The organism is Saccharomonospora sp. NB11, assembly GCF_015910535.1.
Classification (GTDB): Bacteria; Actinomycetota; Actinomycetes; order Mycobacteriales; family Pseudonocardiaceae; genus Saccharomonospora.
The window spans coordinates 36,432-56,501 of the sequence record NZ_JACBJG010000001.1 but is presented as its reverse complement, the minus strand read 5'-3'; the positions used below and the strand labels follow the sequence as shown (position 1 = coordinate 56,501).

The 20,070-nt window shown below is 69.9% G+C and carries 14 protein-coding genes; 8 read left to right on the top strand and 6 right to left on the bottom strand.

What is annotated here, in order from left to right:
* The first annotated feature begins 302 nt into the window (after positions 1 to 302).
* Positions 303 to 782 carry a hypothetical protein gene (locus tag JAV51_RS00220; protein ID WP_197318537.1) on the top strand — a complete coding sequence of 160 codons (480 nt, stop codon included), beginning with the start codon at positions 303 to 305 and terminating at the stop codon, positions 780 to 782.
* A 13-nt stretch (positions 783 to 795) separates the two neighbouring features.
* Here the strand turns inward: JAV51_RS00220 and JAV51_RS00215 are convergent, their stop codons facing one another.
* The 3 genes from JAV51_RS00215 to JAV51_RS00205 form a co-directional block, all read right to left on the bottom strand.
* Complete coding sequence (locus JAV51_RS00215) at positions 796 to 1,290, bottom strand: GNAT family N-acetyltransferase (RefSeq protein ID WP_197318536.1); 495 nt, start codon at positions 1,288 to 1,290, stop codon at positions 796 to 798.
* A 34-nt stretch (positions 1,291 to 1,324) separates the two neighbouring features.
* A complete protein-coding gene (locus tag JAV51_RS00210; protein ID WP_197318535.1) occupies positions 1,325 to 1,912 on the bottom strand; it encodes a histidine phosphatase family protein in 588 nt (195 codons plus the stop codon).
* 150 nt (positions 1,913 to 2,062) lie between these two features.
* A complete protein-coding gene (locus JAV51_RS00205; RefSeq protein WP_197318534.1) occupies positions 2,063 to 2,671 on the bottom strand; it encodes a dTDP-4-dehydrorhamnose 3,5-epimerase family protein in 609 nt (202 codons plus the stop codon).
* 334 nt (positions 2,672 to 3,005) lie between these two features.
* On the opposite strand from JAV51_RS00205, the gene JAV51_RS00200 reads away from it, so the two are divergent.
* Both JAV51_RS00200 and JAV51_RS00195 read left to right on the top strand, forming a co-directional pair.
* Positions 3,006 to 4,184 (top strand): NADP-dependent malic enzyme, encoded by a 1,179-nt coding sequence (locus JAV51_RS00200; RefSeq protein WP_197318533.1) that lies wholly within the window; start codon positions 3,006 to 3,008, stop codon positions 4,182 to 4,184.
* A 137-nt stretch (positions 4,185 to 4,321) separates the two neighbouring features.
* Positions 4,322 to 4,855: a hypothetical protein gene (locus JAV51_RS00195; protein WP_197318532.1), complete on the top strand. Its 534-nt coding sequence runs from the start codon at positions 4,322 to 4,324 to the stop codon at positions 4,853 to 4,855.
* Positions 4,856 to 4,860: 5 nt separating this feature from the next.
* Here JAV51_RS00195 and JAV51_RS00190 read toward each other — a convergent pair whose 3' ends face one another.
* The gene (locus tag JAV51_RS00190; protein ID WP_197318531.1) at positions 4,861 to 6,267 is read right to left on the bottom strand and encodes a bis-aminopropyl spermidine synthase family protein; all 1,407 of its coding nucleotides are present in this window, start codon (positions 6,265 to 6,267) and stop codon (positions 4,861 to 4,863) included.
* 286 nt (positions 6,268 to 6,553) lie between these two features.
* Between JAV51_RS00190 and JAV51_RS00185 the strand changes: the two genes are divergently transcribed.
* The 5 genes from JAV51_RS00185 (at position 6,554) to JAV51_RS00165 (ending at position 12,212) form a co-directional block, all read left to right on the top strand.
* Positions 6,554 to 8,119, top strand: a complete 1,566-nt coding sequence (locus tag JAV51_RS00185) for a S8 family peptidase (RefSeq protein ID WP_197318530.1) — start codon at positions 6,554 to 6,556, stop codon at positions 8,117 to 8,119.
* Between the two features lie 218 nt (positions 8,120 to 8,337).
* On the top strand, positions 8,338 to 8,619 hold the full coding sequence (locus JAV51_RS00180; RefSeq protein ID WP_197318529.1) for a metal-sensitive transcriptional regulator: 282 nt from the start codon (positions 8,338 to 8,340) through the stop codon (positions 8,617 to 8,619).
* Positions 8,620 to 8,669: 50 nt separating this feature from the next.
* Positions 8,670 to 8,876, top strand: a complete 207-nt coding sequence (locus JAV51_RS00175) for a heavy-metal-associated domain-containing protein (RefSeq protein WP_197318528.1) — start codon at positions 8,670 to 8,672, stop codon at positions 8,874 to 8,876.
* Positions 8,877 to 8,901: 25 nt separating this feature from the next.
* Positions 8,902 to 9,834 carry a hypothetical protein gene (locus JAV51_RS00170; protein ID WP_197318527.1) on the top strand — a complete coding sequence of 311 codons (933 nt, stop codon included), beginning with the start codon at positions 8,902 to 8,904 and terminating at the stop codon, positions 9,832 to 9,834.
* A gap of 35 nt (positions 9,835 to 9,869) precedes the next feature.
* Entirely contained in the window at positions 9,870 to 12,212 is a 2,343-nt protein-coding gene (locus JAV51_RS00165) for a cation-translocating P-type ATPase (RefSeq protein ID WP_197318526.1), read from the top strand.
* 137 nt (positions 12,213 to 12,349) lie between these two features.
* On the opposite strand, the gene JAV51_RS00160 is transcribed toward JAV51_RS00165, so the two are convergent.
* Entirely contained in the window at positions 12,350 to 16,075 is a 3,726-nt protein-coding gene (locus tag JAV51_RS00160) for a multifunctional oxoglutarate decarboxylase/oxoglutarate dehydrogenase thiamine pyrophosphate-binding subunit/dihydrolipoyllysine-residue succinyltransferase subunit (protein WP_197318525.1), read from the bottom strand.
* A gap of 248 nt (positions 16,076 to 16,323) precedes the next feature.
* On the bottom strand, positions 16,324 to 20,064 hold the full coding sequence (locus tag JAV51_RS00155; protein WP_197318524.1) for an ABC transporter ATP-binding protein: 3,741 nt from the start codon (positions 20,062 to 20,064) through the stop codon (positions 16,324 to 16,326).
* Positions 20,065 to 20,070 lie beyond the last annotated feature (6 nt).

Sequence of the window (20,070 nt, the reverse complement as noted above, 5' to 3'; positions counted from 1 at the left end):
GGTTTGCGGTGACTTCGCGACGGAACTACCGATGCGAATCTCGTCACTGCGTTGCCCTCGGCTCCCGCCGGACCTGCTTACTCGTTCACTTCCGCCAGTTGCCTCCCGTCGAGTCGTGGACACCGACAGCGTCGTGACGAGTGCACCCCGGGCACGACCGCCCGCTCATCGACGACACCTGAATCATTGCCCGCCGCGGCGCGGAGTAAAACGGCCGACCGGGTGGCATACCATCGGAGGCGTTCACGCAGTGTCACGGTCACCCGTGTCACAGTCTGCTCGCTCAGGAAGGCAAGCATCCCGTGCCGATCAGCGACCTCGTCTCCCCAGCGCCGCGTCAGGTTCGTCTCGCGGGTGCACTCACCGCTCTGCCCGGTCTCGCACTCCTCGCCTTCGGAGTCCTGCTCGCCGTGAACGCGGGTGACGAACCCGCCATGACGGGCAACAACGTCGCGGCCGAGATCGCCTACTACGTGGTGCTCGCGGCCGGTGTGCTGGCGTGTGCGGTGGCGTTGTTGTTCGGCAAGACGTGGGCGCGGTCGCCGTCGTTGGTCGTCAATCTCGTGGTGATCGGGATGGGGTGGTACGCCACGGGACCGTCGAACCAGCCGGGCTTCGGCGTCCCCGTGATGATCGTGGGTGCGGTCGTGATCGTCCTGCTGTTCCAGGAGCCGTCGCGAGCCTGGGTGCTCGGGCAGCGTCCGGGGGAGAGCGAGGAGGAGGCCGCCCGCCGTGGCGGTGCGGCGGGACGTGCCGCCGAACGCGAGCAGCGAGGCGAGTGACCGGCGAGTGACCTCAGCCCTCGACGGCAGGGGCCTCGGACGCCAGCTCGGTGAGCGGTCGGTCGGTGAGCCGGTAGACGGTCCACTCGTCCATCGCCTGTGCGCCGAGCGAGGCGTAGAACTCGATCGCCGGGTTCCAGTTCAGCACCCACCACTCCAGGCGGGCGTAGCCGCGGTCGACGCACTCCTTGGCGAGGGTCGCCAGCAGCGCCTTGCCCAGCCCGCGTCCGCGCATCTCGGGCCGGACGTAGAGGTCCTCGAGGTAGATGCCGTGCACGCCACGCCAGGTGGAGAAGTTGAGGAACCACAGCGTGAACCCGACGACCTCGCCGTCGACCTCGGCGACGTGCCCGTAGAGCGCCGGATTCTCACCGAACAGCGCGCTGCGGAGCTGGTCCGACGTGAGGTGGCACTCGTGCGGTGCCTTCTCGTACTCGGCGAGATCGTGGACGAGTGAGACGACGGTGTCGACGTCCGACTCGCGGACCCGACGGATGTGGCTTTCCAAGACGATTCCTCTTCCGGCGACTTCGACGCGGTGATCAGGACGGTGGCAGGTTCAAGTGCAGTAGCCGCGGCCCGTGGGCGGCGCGACCGAGCACGGTGAGGCTCGCGGGGTCGAGGCCGAAGGACCGGCCCGCCGTGGTGGGGAGATGCAGCCAGCGCGCGACGAGTACCCGCCCGAAGTCGCCTGGCACCACCAGGGCGACCGGTTGGCGGGTCAGCTCCTCGCGCACACGGGCCAGCAGGGCGTCGGCACGCTGCTCCACGTGGTCGACCGACTCGCCGTCGGGGACGGGATGGGACCACACCGACCAGCCCGGGACGCGGTACCGGACCTCGTCGACGGTGCGGCCCTCGTACGTCCCGTGGTCCCACTCCAGCAGCGCGTCGGTGGTCTCGGACACGGCGAGCCCGGCGAGTTCGGCGGTCCGGAGCGGAGCCCGGCGAGGACTGCTCAGCACGAGCGTCGGAACGTCGTCCGACATGAGGGCATAGGTGCGCCCTGCCGCGTGGGCCTGCCGTTCTCCGACGGCGGTCAGGGGCGGGTCGCTCCTCCCGGTGAATCGCCCGACCGCGGACCACTCGGTCAGGGCGTGTCGCAGGAGGAACAGGCGGTGGTCGGGCACGCCTGCAATATAGCTGTCTTCCAGGGAATCAGGGGCTCGTCGAGGCACACCTCGACTCCCTTGTGACGTGCCCGTTCGAGTGTCACACGTGTCGGGACCAGTCGTGGCTGAGGGTGACTGCGACGGTCACGCTCGGCGGTCGGTCGCCCGTCAGCTCTCGCCCTTCCGCAGTCGCTCGTAGTGGGCGACGCAGTCCTCGTAACGGGGCAGCAAGCCGCTCGTGAGAGCGTCGGCGAGTGTCGGGGCGGCGGCGTCTTTCTCCGACAGCAGCGGCTCGACGTCCGACGGCCAGGGCAGCCCGAGCGCCGGGTCGAGCGGATCGACCCCGTGTTCGGTTGCCGGGTCGTACCCGGTGGAGCACAGGTACGTCATCACGGTGTCGTCCTCCAGGGACATGACCGCGTGACCGAGTCCCTCGGCGAGATAGACGCACCGGAGGCTCCGGTCGTCGAGGCGCACGGCGTCCCACTTGCCGAAGGTCGGCGAGCCCACCCGAAGATCGACGACGACGTCGAGCAGGGCTCCCCGAGCGCAGTAGACGTACTTGCCCTGCCCCGGCGGGACGTCCTTGAAGTGGATGCCGCGCACCGTCCCCCGGCGGGACACCGTGTTGTTGGTCTGCGCGACGGACAACGGGTGGCCGACCGCGTCGACGAACGCCGCCTGCTGGTAGGGGGCGGAGAAGAAGCCTCGCTGGTCCGGGAAAGTCCGGGGAACGAACTCGTAGGAGTCCTTCACGGACAGTTCGCGCACGTCCATGCGCGCCAGCTTAGAGCGCGTCGGTCGCGATGCCGGGAGAGGCCACACAAGCCGGACGGACGTCTTGCTAACCGCCCGCTGACCAGCCTAAAGAGTGGAGTCTTCTGTGATCTCAACCGCACCGGGCGACAGGGCGAGCGGGCCTACTGGCACACTGGTCGAACCGCTGCGTCCGCGGCCACGGTGTCATCCGACCCACCTCACCACGGGCCTCGACGGACGCCTCGGCGGCGAGGTGCGCTACAGCGCCGGACTCGCCGTGTGGAGGAACCCACTTCACCGGGGACGCCCGGATTCTTCGAATGCGTCCCGTCTTCCAGTCACGGAGATTGTTGTGTCCCAGGCTCAGGTGAGCGACGAAGACATCTTCCATGGTCACGAGCGCGGAAAGCTCTCGGTGGCCGCCACCCGCCCCATCTGCGAGGCGCGTGACCTCTCCATCGCCTACACCCCCGGTGTGGCGAAGGTCAGCCGCGCCATCGCCGACGACCCCGCGTTGGCCGCCCGCTACACGTGGGCCGACCGCCTCGTCGCCGTGGTGAGCGACGGCACGGCGGTACTGGGCCTCGGCGACATCGGGGCGCGAGCGTCGCTTCCGGTGATGGAAGGCAAGTCGGTGCTGTTCAAGACGTTCGCCGGGCTCGACTCCATCCCCCTCGTGTTGGACACCACGGACGTCGACGAGATCGTCGAGACCCTCGTGCGGCTCCGGCCGTCGTTCGGTGCGGTCAACCTCGAGGACGTGTCCGCTCCGCGGTGCTTCGAGCTGGAGGCCAAGCTGGTCGAGGCGCTCGACTGCCCGGTCATGCACGACGATCAACACGGCACGGCCATCGTGGTGCTGGCGGCGCTGCGTGGGGCCGCCCAGGTGCTCGGACGCGACGTGGCCGACCAGCGCGTGGTCATCTCCGGCGCCGGAGCCGCGGGAGTCGCGTGCGCGAAGATCCTGCGGGCCGCCGGAGTCGGCGACGTCACGGTGCTCGACTCCAAGGGCATCATCCACAGCGGGCGCGACCACCTGAACCCGGTCAAGGCCGAACTCGCGGAACTCACCAACGCGGAGGGGCTGCGCGGGGGGATCGCCGAGGCGCTGCGCGGGGCGGACGTTTTCATCGGACTCTCCAGCTCCCGTGTGGACGGCGAACTGCTCGCGACGATGGCTCCCGACCCCGTGGTGTTCGCGTTGTCGAATCCGGACCCGGAGGTGCATCCGGAGGTCGCGGCCCGGTACGCCTCGGTGGTGGCCACGGGACGCAGCGACTTCCCCAACCAGATCAACAACGTGTTGGCGTTCCCCGGGGTGTTCAAGGGCGCGCTCGACGCCGGGGCGACGGCCATCACGGAGAACATGAAGCTCGCGGCAGCCGACGCGATCCTGTCCGTCGCGGCCGACTCGCTGGCCGTCGACCGGATCGTGCCGAGCCCGCTCGACGAGCGCGTGGCCCCGGAGGTCGCCGCGGCCGTGGCGAAGGCCGCCGAGTCCGACGGCGTGTCCACGTCGGCGACGCGGTGACGACGTCGGGCGGTCGAGGGCGATCCGGTCCTCGGCCGCCCGTCGGTTCCCCCTTCGACCGGGCCTCGATCGTCGGTCGGTCACGCTAAGCTGCGGCGTCCGCGGCGCAGGGTGCGCTGACGGAGGAGAGGAGAACGATGTCGGTAGACCCTCACGGGACCGGCTCTCCGCAGGGGCCGCAGTACCAGCAACCGGGCATGGCGCCGCCCCCTGCGATGCCGCCGATGCCGCCGATGCCGGGAGGTGCGCTGCCTGCCAGCCCCATGCCCGGCGACATCCACATGGTGCGTCCCGAGCGTCCCGGCACGCTCACCGCGGCGGCCGTGTTCGGGTTCATCACGTCGGCCTTCGAGATCATCGGTGGGCTGCTGTGGATTCTCGGTGGCTCGCTCGTGGGCGACCTGGAGGACGCGTACGCGACGGGCACCGACTACGGCACCCTCATCATGCTGCTGGGCCTGGCCTCGCTCGTGGTGGGCGGTGTCTACATCTGGGGCGGTGCGACGGCGCTGAAGTGCAAGACGCCGGTGCTGTACGCCGCGTGCGGAGTCGGCCTCGTGCTCAACACCGTGGCGATGGTGCTGTCGGAGGGACGCAACGGGTGGCTGTCCGGCGTGCTCGGGCTCGTGACGCTCATCCTGTTGGCGGTTCCGGCGAGCCGGAAGTTCTGATCGCCCTAGTCGGCGGTGTCGCCCTCCGAGAGTCGACGGAGCACGTCGACGATGCGGTGGCGGGGGAGGTCGATCAACCGCCGGTCGGCCACGTCGCCGGGAGCTTCCGGCCAGACGTTGCCCAGGCGGGCGTGGGCTCTGGTCCACACCGGATGCGCGGCCGTGGTGGTTCCGGTCTTCTCCGCGACCACCACGGCGTGCTTGTTGTCCGGAGTGCTGCGCAGCAGCCGCAGTCGGTACTTCGGCGCGACGAGGTCGATCAGCGCCGCCTGCGCGGCGGCGTCGGCGAGGTCGGGATGGGCGTTGGGCACCAGCACGGCCAGGCGTTCGGCGTTCACCCCGAGCAGCACGCGGCACAACCACGGACCGGGGTCTCCCGTGAGGTCGACGGTCGCCGCCCTGCCCGGGTCCACCGTGGTCGGCTTCGTCCAATCAGGACCCGCCGACACGACGTCGCGCCCGCCCTCTCCGGCGATCCGGTCCACCGCTGCGCGCACCTCGGGGGCGGCGGTGCCGCCGGACTCGACGGACCGAGGGCCGTGCGTGTAGATCGCCTGGGGCGACTTGGTCTTCCTGCGGGCTCGGGGCGTCGGCTGACAGACGTAGAGGTCGGCGGAGCTGCCGACGGCCTGCGCGCCGTGGTAGCGGTGGAAACCCGGCAGGATCGCCTCGAACGTCAGTCCGAGGTTGAGTAGTGCCTTCTGGACCTGCTGGCCGAGTGTGGGATGGCGTCGGCTGTAGCCGTAGGCGAGCAGGACCCGGCCGTGCGGAGGATCGGACAGACACTCGATCGCGCGCGCCGCGAACAGGCCCATGCCCTCCGGGGTGTAGGGCGGGTCGCTGAACACGAGGTCGGCCGAGCCGGCCACGGCGCGGGGCAACCCGAACCGCAGGTCGGCGTGCACGACGTCGATCGTGCCTCCGCTGCGCCGGTCGACGTGTTCGAGCACGCGGTCGTCCACGTCGACCACGGCGAGATCGGCGTCGGGGCGAAGCTCTCGCACCGCGAGCGAGGTCAGGTCGTGGTCTCCCACGAACACGAGCCGGAGTCGACCGAGGTCGTACTGCTCGTCGAGCCACAGGGCACGGTTCACCACGGTGTCGACGGTCGCCTGGACGTGGTCGAGGGCGGGCAACGGTGGAGGCACGTCGGCGAGGTGAGCCGCGACGCGGGCGGTGAAGTCGGTCGGCACTTCGGCCCGGCGACCGGCGAGGCGAGGCCGCGCGGTGTCCGGACGCAGTCGCAGGGCGGTGCCGTCGCGTTCGAGATCGTCGGCGAGGTCGTCGAGCAGCTCCTCCACCGAGCGCCGTGGCAGACCCGTGTCGCGCACGAGGTCGTCGAACTGCACCCACCCCGCGTCGAGACGGTCGAGAGCCCACCGGTACTGCCGCGCGAACACGCCGAGATCCACGACACGGAGCCTAGACCGCGGAGGTCCACTCACGTCCGGCGGTCTTTCCCGGTTGTCCAAGGTGTCGTAGATCACAGAGAAGTGGCTCGTTCGGACCAACGGAGCCTGTCCGGATCAGGACACTCTTCCTACTTTCGGCTCGGACCAACAGGGTGGTTGTCGGGCTGTCCGAGTCGTCAGATGCGGGTCGCTTACCGCTTTTGTCCGTCCGAAACAAGAACTATCTGTGGACGGCCGTCGCGCTTACTTTTTCCGCCAACGTTCACCGGAACGTGTAGGAGGAACAGTGCGAGGTCACAGAGTGTTCAACGGCAGATCGCTCGCCGGTGTGGGACTCACCGCGGGGGTCGCCGTCCTGACCGCGTTGGGGGCGAACCTCCCCGTCGCCGCGGCGCAGGAGGGAACGATCCTGGGGGCGGACGCCGAAGGTGCCATCGACAACAGCTACATCGTCGTCCTGAAGGACGGCGCGACGGTCGACGAGGTCGCCGACCGGCACAGCGCGGACGTGGAACGCGTCTACGACAACGCGCTCAACGGCTTCTCGGCCACGATGAGCGAGACCATGGCCAAGCGCGCCGCCGCCGATCCGCGAGTGGCGTACGTCGAGCAGAACCGGGTCTTCCGCACGATGGCCGACCAGGCGAACCCGCCGTCCTGGGGCCTCGACCGCATCGACCAGCGCAACCTGCCGCTGGACAGCAACTACAGCTACTCCACGACCGCGTCCAACGTGGAGGCCTACGTCATCGACACGGGTATCCGGATCACGCACAACGACTTCGGCGGTCGTGCGCGGTACGGGTACGACTTCGTCGACAACGACGCCAACGCCGACGACTGCAACGGCCACGGCACCCACGTCGCGGGCACCATCGGTGGTAGCTCCTACGGCGTCGCCAAGGGCGTCGAGCTGATCGCCGTCCGCGTGCTCAACTGCTCGGGTTCGGGTACCTACGACGGCGTCATCGCCGGTATCGACTGGGTGACCGAGAATGCCTCCGGCCCGGCCGTGGCGAACATGAGTCTCGGTGGCGGCGCGTCCACCGCCGTGGACGACGCGGTGCGTCGCTCGATCGCCGCGGGTGTCACTTACGCCCTGGCCGCGGGCAACGACTACGGCGCCGACGCCTGCAACACCTCGCCCGCGAGGACGGAGGAGGCCATCACGGTCGGCTCCACCACGAACACCGACGCGCGGTCGAGCTTCTCCAACATCGGCACCTGCGTCGACATCTTCGCCCCGGGCACGAACATCACCTCGGCCTGGATCAGCAGCGACAGCTCCTCGAACACGATCAGCGGCACCTCGATGGCGACGCCGCACGTCGCGGGCGCGGCGGCCCTGTACCTCGCCGACCACCCGTCGGCCACGCCGCAGCAGGTGCGTGACCACCTCGTGGACACCGGCACGACCGGTGTCGTCGGCAACCCGGGCTCCGGCTCGCCGAACGTCCTGCTCTACACGGGTGGCGAGGGCACCAGCGAGCCCAACCCCGAGCCCACCGACTGCAGCCCGGTGACCAACGCCTCGGCGGTGGACATCCGTGACGTCAGCACCGTGACCAGCTCCGTGACGGTCAGTGGCTGCGAGCGTGCCGCGTCGAGCACCACCAAGGTGACGGTGGACATCGAGCACACCTACCGCGGTGACCTGCGCATCGACCTGGTGGCCCCCGACGGCACGACCCACCGGTTGAAGGACAGCGGCTTCGACTCGGGTGACGACGTCAAGGAGACCTACACGGTCAACGCGTCGAGCTCGCCGGCCGACGGCACCTGGGAGCTTCGGGTGACCGACGTGTACTACGGCGACACCGGTCGCCTCAACGGCTGGACCCTCACCGTGTGAGAGTCTGACCGGTTCCTTCCCTGAGGGCCTGTCCGCACCTGCTGTGGTGCGGGCAGGCCCTTCGTCGTCTCCACGGTCGGGTGAATCGGTTGATATGGGATACCCCGGTAGAGTATAACCGTGGATGTCGACATCGAATATCGCTGATCAGCCGAATCCCTGCCATACGGGTACCGGGTACTGTGATAGTGCGGTGTCGGCGAGGCGAGGAGTTCACGATGCGGGGATACACCCAGGGTAAGGACGCGTATCTCAAGCGACTGCGGCGGATCGAAGGTCAGATCCGAGGGCTTCAGCGCATGGTCGAGAACGACGAGTACTGCATCGACGTGTTGACGCAGATCTCGGCGGCGACGAAGGCGTTGCAGGCGGTCTCCCTCGGCCTCATGGACGAGCATCTGCGGCACTGCGTCGCCCAGGCGATCGCCGAGGGCGGCGAGACCGCGGACGCGAAGGTCAAGGAGGCCACCGAGGCCATCGCCAGGCTGGTGCGGTCCTGAGCCGTCGGGGCGTCCCCGAAGCACCGACAGAACCGGGAAAGGAAGTCCACATGGCCGAGCAGACCTACACGGTGACCGGCATGACCTGCGGCCACTGCGCCAGTTCCGTGACCGAGGAGGTCCAGGAGATCGCCGGTGTCACGAACGTCTCTGTGGACCTGCCCACGGGCAAGGTCACGGTGACCAGCGAGCGTGAGCTGGCCCTCGACGACGTCCGCAAGGCCGTGGAAGAGGCCGGGTACTCGCTGAGCGCCTGATCGACGCCTCGGGACGGGACGCGACATGAACACAGCAGCCAAGCTCTCGGCCTACGGCGTGTCGCTGGCGCTGGTCGCCGTCGGCGGCTGGCTGGTCGGCGAGGCTGTCGGTCCCGGCGACACCGGTGTGCGCGGTGCGGACGCCGCGCACACCGGGCCCGGCGCGGACCACAGTGGTGAGGGCGACGCCGGAGACGTCCACTACGGGCACGCGGCGGGAGAGCACCTGCCGGACGGGCTCGCGTCGTCGAAGAACGGCTACACCTTCACGCCGGAGACCACGACACTCGAAGCGGGCGAGAAGACCACGTTGTCCTTCCGGATCACGGGCCCGCAGGGCGAGCCGGTGACCCGGTTCGACGTCGAGCACGAGAAGCGGATGCACCTGATCCTGCTGCGCCGCGACACCACGAACTTCCAGCACGTCCACCCGACGATGGCCGCCGACGGCACGTGGAGCGTGCCGATCACGATCGACGACCCGGGCAGCTACCGGGCTTTCGCCGACTTCACCCCGACCGGCGGGGAGTCGACGACCCTGGGGATCGACCTGGCGGTGCCGGGCGACTTCCAGCCCGTCCACCACGAGCCCTCGCGGGTGGCGCACGTGGACGGCTACGACGTCCGCCTCGACGGCGCGCTGGTGCCGGGCCGCACGTCGACGGTCACCGCGACCGTCAGCAAGGACGGCCGCCCGGTCACGGACCTGCAGCCCTACCTCGGGGCCACGGGGCACCTCGTCGCCGTGCGCACGGGCGACCTCGCGTACCTGCACGTGCATCCCGGCGACCACGATGGGAACCCCGGTCCTGCGATCGAGTTCGCCGCCGAGGTGCCGTCGGAGGGCACCTACCGGTTGTTCCTCGACTTCCGGCACGAGGACACCGTCCACACGGCGGAGTTCACCGTCGAGACCGGGCACGCGGAGCACCCGCCGGGCCCCGGCCACGGTCATTGATCGACGTCGACGCGAGTCGACCTAGGAGCTGACACATGACTTCCGACGTCTCCACCGAGACCCGAGCGAGCCGTGAACTCGAACTCGCCATCGGAGGGATGACGTGTGCGTCGTGCGCCAACCGTGTGGAGCGCAAGCTCAACAAGCTGGACGGCGTCACGGCCACGGTCAACTACGCCACGGAGAAGGCGAAGGTGACCTTCCCCGCGGAGCTGGACCCGGCCGAACTCGTCTCCACGGTGGAGGCGGCGGGGTACACGGCCGAGCTGCCCCGGCCTGCCGAGCCCGAGGAAGGGACCGATGTCGCGGTCGACGACGAACACCGTTCGCTGCGGCAGCGGCTCGTCGGTGCTGCGGTGCTGTCGGTGCCGGTGGTGCTGCTGGCGATGGTGCCGGCCTGGCAGTTCGAGTACTGGCAGTGGATCTCCCTGACGCTGGCGGCCCCGGTGGTGACGTGGGCGGCCTGGCCGTTCCATCGTGCCGCGTGGACCAACCTGCGCCACGGCGCGGCCACGATGGACACGCTGGTGTCGATGGGGACCCTCGCAGCGTTCGTCTGGTCGCTGTACGCGCTGTTGTTCGGTAGTGCCGGCGTGCCCGGCATGACCCATCCGTTCGAGCTGACCATCGAGCGCACGAGCGGGGACGCCAACATCTACCTGGAGGTCGCGGCGGGGGTGACGACGTTCATCCTCGCGGGCCGTTACTTCGAGGCGCGGTCGAAGCGACGCGCCGGGGCGGCATTGCGGGCTCTGCTGGAGCTCGGGGCGAAGGAGGTCGCCGTCCTCCGCGACGGGGTCGAGCACCGGATCGCCGCGGATCGCTTGGCGGTGGGCGACCGCTTCGTGGTTCGGCCGGGCGAGAAGATCGCCACGGACGGCGTGGTGGAGGAAGGCACGTCCGCGGTCGACGCGAGCATGCTCACCGGCGAGTCGGTGCCCGTGGAGGTGCGGCCCGGTGACGCCGTCGTCGGGGCGACCGTCAATTCCGGTGGACGGCTGGTGGTGCGGGCGACGCGGGTCGGCTCCGACACGCAGCTCGCGCAGATGGCCAAGCTGGTGGAGGACGCGCAGACGGGCAAGGCGGAGGTGCAGCGGCTCGCTGATCGCATCTCCGGCGTGTTCGTCCCGATCGTGATCGCGTTGGCCGTCGGCACGCTCGCGTTCTGGCTCGGGTCCGGGGTCTCGACGTCGGCGGCGTTCACGGCCGCCGTCGCCGTGCTGATCATCGCGTGCCCGTGCGCACTGGGCTTGGCGACGCCGACGGCGCTGCTCGTGGGGACGGGACGCGGTGCTCAACTCGGCATCCTCATCAAGGGGCCGGAGGCGCTGGAGTCCACCCGGCGCGTGGACACGGTGGTGCTCGACAAGACCGGCACCGTCACCACCGGCGTCATGACCCTGGTGGACGTCCACGTCGCCGACGGCGAGGACGCCGACGAGGTGCTGCGGCTCGCCGGGGCGCTCGAACACGCCTCCGAGCACCCGATCGCCAGGGCCGTCGCCGCGAGTGCGGCTGAGCGGGTGGGTCCGCTCGCCACTCCGGAGAGTTTCACGGCCGTGGACGGTCTCGGCGTGCACGGCGTGGTGGACGGTCGCGCGGTGCTGGTCGGGCGGACCGCGCTGCTGGACGACTGGAGCCACCCATTGCCGCCGGAGCTGTCGGACGCCAAGGCCGAGGCGGAGAAGCTCGGCAGGGCGGCCGTCGCCGTGGGCTGGGACGGTCGAGCGAGGGCCGTGTTGGTGGTGGCGGACACGGTGAAGCCGACCTCCGCGCAGGCCGTGGCGCGGCTCAAGGAGCTGGGCCTGCGGCCCGTGCTGCTGACCGGCGACAACACGGCCGTCGCCGAGGCGGTCGCCGCGGAGGTCGGCATCGACGAGGTCATCGCCGAGGTACTGCCCAAGGACAAGGTCGACGTCGTCCGACGCCTGCAGGGCGAGGGCCGGGTCGTCGCGATGGTGGGGGACGGCGTCAACGACGCCGCCGCGCTGGCCCAGGCCGATCTCGGCCTGGCGATGGGCACGGGCACCGACGTCGCCATCGAGGCGAGCGACATCACCCTGGTGCGCGGTGACCTGCGGGTCGTGGCGGACGCGATCCGGCTCTCCCGGCGCACGCTGGCCACTATCAAGGGCAACCTGTTCTGGGCGTTCGCCTACAACGTCGCCGCGCTGCCGTTGGCGGCGGCGGGCCTGCTCAACCCGATGCTCGCGGGAGCGGCGATGGCGTTCAGCTCGGTGTTCGTCGTCAGCAACAGCCTGCGTCTGCGGACCTTCCGCAGCGACGTCACGCCCGAGAACAGCAACTCGAACAGCAACTCGAACCGCCGCTCCGACACCCGTGTCGACTCGGAGCTGCCGAGCCGCACGGCGGTCTGAGCCCGCGGCACCAGCGGCCCTCTCGGGCGTCACCGCGCTACTTGCGGGGAGCCTGACCGGCGCCCTGCCGGGCGAGCCCCGAAACACCGATGGCGGCGGCACCCACCGGGTACCGCCGCCATCGATCGTCGTTCGGCTTACTCGAACGCCTTGGCGATCAGCGCCTTCTGCTCGACCTCGTGCACCTTGGACGAGCCCGCCGACGGCGCGGCCATCGGCCTGCGCGCCACCACCTGCAGGCGCGGGAACGCCTCGGGCAGCCTGCGCGGCAGGTTCAGCCCGAAGAACGGCCAGGCGCCCTGGTTCTCCGGCTCCTCCTGCACCCAGACGATCTCGGCGTCCTTGTTGTAGCGCTCCATCTCGGCGACGAGCTTCTTCTTCGGCAGCGGGTAGTACTGCTCGATGCGCACGATGGCGACGTCGTCGGCCTCCCGCTTGCGGCGCTCGGCCACCAGCTCCCAGTAGAGCTTGCCGGAGGTGAGCAGCACCTTGCGGGCCTTGGCCGGGTCGACCTCCTGCTCACCGATGACCGACAGGAACTTCGAGTCGCCGATGAAGTCCTCCACCGCCGAGGTCGCCGCCTTGTTGCGCAGCATCGACTTCGGGGTGAAGACGATCAGCGGGCGGTTCACGCCGTCGAGGGCGTGCCGACGCAGCAGGTGGAAGTAGTTCGCCGGGGTCGACGGCACCGCCACGGTCATCGAGTGCTCCGCGCAGAGCTGGAGGAAGCGCTCGATGCGGCCGGAGGTGTGGTCGGGACCCTGACCCTCGTGGCCGTGCGGCAGCAGCAGCACGACGTCGGAGAGCTGGCCCCACTTGGCCTCACCGGAGGAGATGTACTCGTCGATGACGGTCTGCGCGCCGTTGACGAAGTCGCCGAACTGCGCCTCCCACATCACGAGCGCCTCGGAGTTGGCCACCGAGTAGCCGTACTCGAAGCCGACCGCCGCGTACTCGGACAGCGCCGAGTCGTAGATCATCACGCGGCCCTGGTCCTCGGACAGGTGCTGCAGCGGCGCGTACTCCTCGCCCGTCTTGCGGTCGATGAGCACCGAGTGCCGCTGGGTGAACGTGCCGCGGCGGGAGTCCTGACCGGACAGCCGCACGAGACGACCCTCGAGGGCCAGCGAACCGAACGCGAGCAGCTCGCCGAACGCCCAGTCGATGTTGCCCTCGCGGGACATCTTCTTCCGCCGCTCCAGCACCGGCTTGACGCGCGGGTGCGGGGTGAAGCCCTCGGGCAGCGTGACGAACGCGTCGCCGATGCGCTCGATCGTCTCGCGGCTCACGGCGGTCGGCACCTGGGCGGGCACCTGCTGGCGCTTCTCCACCGACGGGCTCGGCGCGATCGGGTGCTTCTCCAGCTCCCTGACCTCGTTGAACACGTGCTCCAACTGGCTGGAGAAGTCGCGCAGCGCGGCCTCGGCCTCCTCCATCGAGATGTCGCCGCGACCGATCAGCGCCTCGGTGTAGGTCTTCCGGACACTGCGCTTGGCGTCGATGATGTCGTACATGCCGGGCTGCGTCATCGACGGGTCGTCGCCCTCGTTGTGACCCCGCCTGCGGTAGCAGATCATGTCGATGACGACGTCCTTGTTGAACGCCTGGCGGTAGTCGACGGCCAACCGGGCGACCCAGTACGCGGCCTCGGGGTCGTCGCCGTTGACGTGGAAGATCGGCGCGCCGATCATCTTGGCCACGTCGGTGGCGTACTGCGACGAGCGCGAGTGCTCGGGCGCGGTGGTGAAGCCGACCTGGTTGTTGATGATGACGTGGACCGTGCCACCGGTGCGGTAGCCGCGCAGCAGCGCGAGGTTCAGCGTCTCGGCCACCACACCCTGGCCCGCGAACGCGGCGTCACCGTGCAGCAGCACCGGCAGGACCGTGAAGCCGCCCGTCTCGCGGTCGCCCTTGTCGAGCAGGTCCTGCTTGGCCCGCACGATGCCTTCGAGCACCGGGTCCACAGTCTCCAGGTGCGACGGGTTCGCCGTCAGCGACACCTTGGTCTCGCCGTCGCCGAACATGCGGAAGTACTTGCCCTCGGCCCCGAGGTGGTACTTCACGTCACCGGAGCCGTGTGCCTGACCCGGGTCGAGGTTGCCCTCGAACTCCTGGAAGATCTGCGCGATCGGCTTGCCGACGATGTTGGCCAGCACGTTCAGCCTGCCGCGGTGCGGCATGCCGATGACGACCTCGTCGAGCTGGTGCTCGGCCGCCTTGTCCAGCACGGTGTCGAGCAGCGGGATCACGGTCTCGCCGCCCTCCAGCGAGAACCGCTTCTGGCCGACGTACTTGGTCTGCAGGAACGTCTCGAACGCCTCGGCCGCGTTGAGCTTCGACAGCACGTACTTCTGCACCGACGGCTCGGGCTTCTCGTGCGGAACCTCGACGCGCTCCTGGATCCAGCGACGCTCGTCCGGGTCGAGGATGTGCGTGTACTCCACGCCGACCGTGCGGCAGTAGGAGTCGCGCAGCACGCCGAGCACGTCGCGCAGCTTCATGCGCTCCTTGCCCGCGAAACCACCGACCGCGAACTCGCGGTCGAGGTCCCACAGCGTGAGGCCGTGGGACAGGATGTCGAGGTCCTCGTGCCTGCGCTGGCGGTAGTTCAGCGGGTCGGTGTCGGCCATCAGGTGGCCGCGCATCCGGTAGGCGTCGATCAGTTCGAGCACGCGGGCGGTCTTGTCGATCTCGCCCTCGGGCAGGTCCTCGACCCAGCGCACCGGCTCGTACGGCAGGCGCAGCGACGTGAAGATGTCGTCGTAGAAGCCGTCGCCGCCGAGCAGCAGCTCGTGGATGCGCTTGAGGAACTCACCGGACTCGGCGCCCTGGATGATGCGGTGGTCGTACGTCGAGGTCAGCGTCATGATCTTGCTGACGCCGAGCTGCACCAGGGTCTGCTCGCTGGTGCCCTCGAAGTGCGCCGGGTACTGCATCGCGCCGACACCGATGATCGTGCCCTGGCCCGACTGCAGACGCGGCACCGAGTGGTTGGTGCCGATGCCGCCCGGGTTGGTCAGCGAGATCGTGGTGCCCGCGAAGTCGTCCGCGGTGAGCTTGTTGTTCCTGGCCTTCTTGACGATCTCCTCGTAGGCCTGCCAGAACTGCAGGAACGTCATGTTCTCGCAGTTCTTGATCGAGGCGACGACCAGCGAGCGCTGCCCGTCCTTGCCCTTCATGTCGATGGCGAGGCCGAGGTTCACGTGCTCGGGCGTCACCGCGTACGGCTTGCCGTCCACGAGCGCGTAGTGGCGATTCATGTTCGGGAAGTCGTGCAGCGCACGGATCATCGCGTAGCCGATGAGGTGCGTGTACGAGATCTTGCCGCCACGGGTGCGCTTGAGGTGGTTGTTGATGACGATGCGGTTGTCCGCCATGAGCTTGGCGGGCACCGCGCGCACGCTGGTGGCCGTGGGAACGGTCAGCGAGGCGTCCATGTTGCGCGCGATCGCCGCGGCCGCACCACGGAGCGGCTTGCGCTCGGGCTCGCTCGTCGACTTCGGCGGCGCGGTCCGGGCCGCCGCGGCGGAGGACGCCTGCTTCGGCTCGGTCTTCGGCTTGGGAGCCGTGGGCGCGCTCGCCGTCGGAGCCTTGGGGGCCGGGGCGGGCTTCGAAGCCGTCTTCGGGGCTGCCTTGGGTTCAGTCTTCGGCGCGGTCTGCGTCGACTGACCGTTCGCAGCCGACTTCGGCTCTGCGCCCGTCGCGTCCGGCTTCGCCTGTGCGCTCTGGGCGGGTTTGAAGTCGGCAAAGAACTCATGCCAGGCGGCGTCGACTGAGGAGGGGTCGGCGAGGAACTGGTCGTACATCTCCTCGACGAGCCACTCGTTGGGGCCGAACTGTGACGCAGGGCTGCTGCTGGACACGGCTGGGACTCGCCTCTATCCGTCTCGATCTTGGTTTGGTGAATTCGCGACTACCAGGCTAACCCCCGGGTTTCGGCCCGTGTCACCGAACTCGCCCATGACATGGGTGGAAGACCGGCCCGACCGGGCTGTATCGATAAGGTGAATGTTGTCACAACAACCGGTGGTCAAGATCATCCGTCGTACTGAGGGAAAGCGCGTCCCGATATCGGACCGACTCGCCGCGTCCGCCATGTGAGCACGCCGGGTCACTGCGAGTGACGCCACATCCGCGCGTAGACGCCGCCCGCGGCCACGAGTTCCGCGTGAGACCCCCGCTCCACGATCCGGCCGTGGTCGAGCACCACGATCTCGTCGGCGCGCGCCGCCGTGGCGAGCCGATGGGCCACCACGAACGTCGTGCGGGTCGACGCCAACCGGTCCGTGGCCTGGAGCACGGTGGCCTCGGTGGCCGGGTCGAGCGCGGCCGTGGCCTCGTCGAGCAACAGAACGTCGGGGTCCACAAGCTCCGCCCTGGCCAGTGCCACGAGCTGACGTTGTCCGGCCGACAGGGAGCGGCCTCGCTCGCCGACCTGCTGGTGGAAGCCGTTCGGCAGCGCGGCGACCGCGTCGAGTGCCCCCACCGCGCGGATCGCCGCCTCCACCTCGGCGTCCGTGGCGTCGGGGCGGCCGTACCGCACGTTGTCGGCCACCGTGCCGGAGAACAGGTGGGACTCCTGCGGCACCAGCCCGATCCGGCGGGTGAGCTGCTCGGGGTCGTAGTCGCGGACGTCGACGCCGTCGAGGCACACCCGGCCGCCGGTGACGTCGTAGAAGCGCGCGACGAGTTTGACGATCGTCGACTTCCCGGCCCCCGTCGCTCCCACCAACGCCACCGTGGTGCCCGGGGCCACACGCAGGTTCAGCCCCTGCAGGGCCGGCTTCTCCGCACCCGGGTACCGGAACTCGACGTCGCGGAACTCCACCTCGCCGCGGAGTCGGGGCGGCACGGGAACGGGGTCGGCGGGCGGCGGCACCGACGTCGGCGTGCGGAGCAGGTCGCCGATCCGGCGGAGACCGACCTTCGCCTGCTGGTAGGCGTCGAACACCGTGGACAGTTGCTGCACGGGGGAGAAGAACAACCCGAGGTAGAGCAGGAACGCCATGAGGACGCCGATGGTCAGGGTCCCCTCGGCCACGCGGGTGGCACCCACCACGAGCACGACGGCCTCCGCGACGCCCGACAGCAGCGTGATGAACGGGAAGTACGTCGCCACGTAACGCTGTGCCCGTAGCCGCGAGCGGCGATAGGCGTCGCTGCGGGAGGCGAACTGCTGAGCTGAGCGCTCCTCGCGCGTGTAGGCCTGTGCGACCCGCAGCCCGGAGACGTTCTCCTGCATGTCGGCGTTGACCGCGCTCACCCGCTCCCGGGCCTCGGAGTAGGCCACGGAGGCTCGACGATGGAACAGCACCGTGGCGACCACCAGCACCGGCAGCGCCGCGAACACGTACAGCGCGAGGCCGACGTCCGTCACGATCAGCGCCACGCCGATGCCGCCGAGCGTCAACACGCTCACCACGGCCATGGCGAGGCTCGTCTGGAGGAACGTCGACAACGCGTCGACGTCGGTGGTCATGCGCGTCATGATCCGGCCCGCGAGTTCGCGCTCGTAGTAGTCGAGGCCGAGTCGCTGCAGGTGGGCGTAGCTGCGCACGCGCAGCAGGTAGAGCACCGACTCGCCGCTGCGGGCGGTCAGCCGGGTCTGGGCCCACACGGCGACCCAGTCGGCGGCGATCACCAGAGCACCGACGAGCGCGGCGATCCACACGGCCGACTCGACGCCCACGCGGACTCCGTCGTCGACCCCGCGTTCGTAGAGCGCGGGCACGGCGATGGCAGCGAGCGCGTCGACGGCCACGAGAGCCACCACGGCCGCCAGGATCGGTCGCACCGGGCGGAGCAGCCGCCACAGTCGGAAGTGCGGGTCCTCCGCCGTCGGGTCCTCCCCGGCGAGCTGTGGTTCACCGGTCGCCTCGGGGAGCCGACGGACGCGTTCCAGCAGGTCGGGCGTGGGTGGGAGGTCGAGTGCGGCTCGGGCTCCAGGGCCGACGGCGCTCGTGGTGGTCGGGCGGGTGGCCACGGTGTCCTCGTCGGCGTCCTCGCGGGGTGCGGGCCAGAGCTGTGGTGTCACCCCGCTGGGGTCCGGCACCACCCGGGTGTGCCGGTGGGGTTCCTCGACGTCATCTCCCGGCCCGGACACGAGATCCCGGAAGAGCGCACACCGCTGCCACAGCTCCTCGTGCGTGCCGACGTCGAGCACCCGACCGCCGTCGAGGACGGCGATACGGTCGGCCAGGGCGAGGGTCGAGCGGCGATGCGCGATGAGCAGCGTGGTCCGCGAGCGCGTCACACTGCGCAGGGTGTCGTGGATCGCGGCCTCGGTGACGGTGTCCACGGCGGACGTCGCGTCGTCCAGCACGAGCACCCGGGGGTCGGTGAGCAGCGCCCGGGCCAGGCCGAGGCGTTGTCGTTGCCCGCCCGACAGCGTCAGTCCGCGCTCGCCCACCTGCGTGTCGTAGCCGTCCGGCAGCGCGGTGATGAAGTCGTGGGCCTCGGCCGCCTTCGCGGCGGCGACGATCTCCTCGTCGGAGGCGTCCGGTCGGCCGTAGGCGATGTTCTCGCGCACCGACGTCGAGAACAGGAAGGCCTCCTCGAACACGACGCCCACGGTGCGGCGCAGGTCGGCGAGCGCCAGCTCGCGGACGTCCACGTCGCCCAGTCGCACCGAGCCCGCGTGGGGGTCGTAGAAGCGGGGGAGCAGCAGCGAGATCGTGGATTTCCCCGAGCCCGCCGTGCCCACGAGCGCGAGCGTCTCGCCCGGTCGGACTTCCAGCGACAGCCCCGAGAGCACGGGCTCGCTGCGCGTGTAGCCGAAGCGGACGTCGTCGAAGCGCACCGACAACGGGCCGGGCGGGACGGGACGGGGATTCTCCGGGTCGACGACCTCGGGCTGCGCGTCGACGAGTTCGTGGACGCGCTCGACCCCGGCCCGGGTCAGTTGTGCCTGCACGAGGAGGCTCGCGAGCATCCGGGACGGTCCGACGAGGGCGGAGACGTAGGTGGCGAATGCGAGGAACGTGCCGAGGCTGATCTGTCCCCGCAGGGCGAGCAGGCCGCCCACACCGAGGACGGCCACCTGACCGGCGGCCGGGAGCGCGGAACTGGTGGCCGACGGCACGGCGGACAGTCGAGCGGCGCGAAGCCGCTCGGCGTAGAGCCTGCGCGCCCGGCGGGAGAACGTCTCGACCTCGCGCCCGGACTGTCCGAAGCCCTTCACCACGCGGACTCCGGTGACGGTCTCCTCGACCTGCTGGGCGAGGTCGGCAGCCCGCTGCTGGGCCGACCACGTCGCGGGGAAGAGCCGTTTGCGGCTCACGGCCACCACCACGCCCACGGCGGGCGCCACCACCAGGGCGATGAGCGTGAGCAGCGGCGACATCCACAGCATCGCGCCGAGCGCGAGCAGTGCGAAGACCACCGACCCCGCCGACAGCGGGACCTGCATGAGGAAGCCGGTGACGAGCTGCAGGTCGGTGATGGCCCGCGACACGATCTGCCCGGTCTTCATCGAGTCCTGCTTGCCGCCGTCGAGGCGGGAGACGGACGCGAAGACGTCACGGCGGAGGTCGTGTTGCACGTCGAGGGCGAGTCGACCACCCAGGTAGCGGCGGGCGAACGCGCTGCCGAACGCCAGGAGTTGCAGCCCGACGAGGCCACCCGCCAGAAGTGTCAGCCGAGAGGTGTCACCCGCGACCGCGTCGTCCACCGCGGCCCGCACGAGCAACGGGGTGGCCGCCTGCAGGCCGACCCCGACCACCGCCGCCACCAGCGCGAGCACGACCAGGACGGGGTGTCGCCAACAGGCGGAGGCCAGACGCCGGATCCAACCGTCCCGGGGACGGGACGAGGGGTCGTGAGCGGGTGACGGTGTCGGTGGTCTGCTCTGCACTCACGA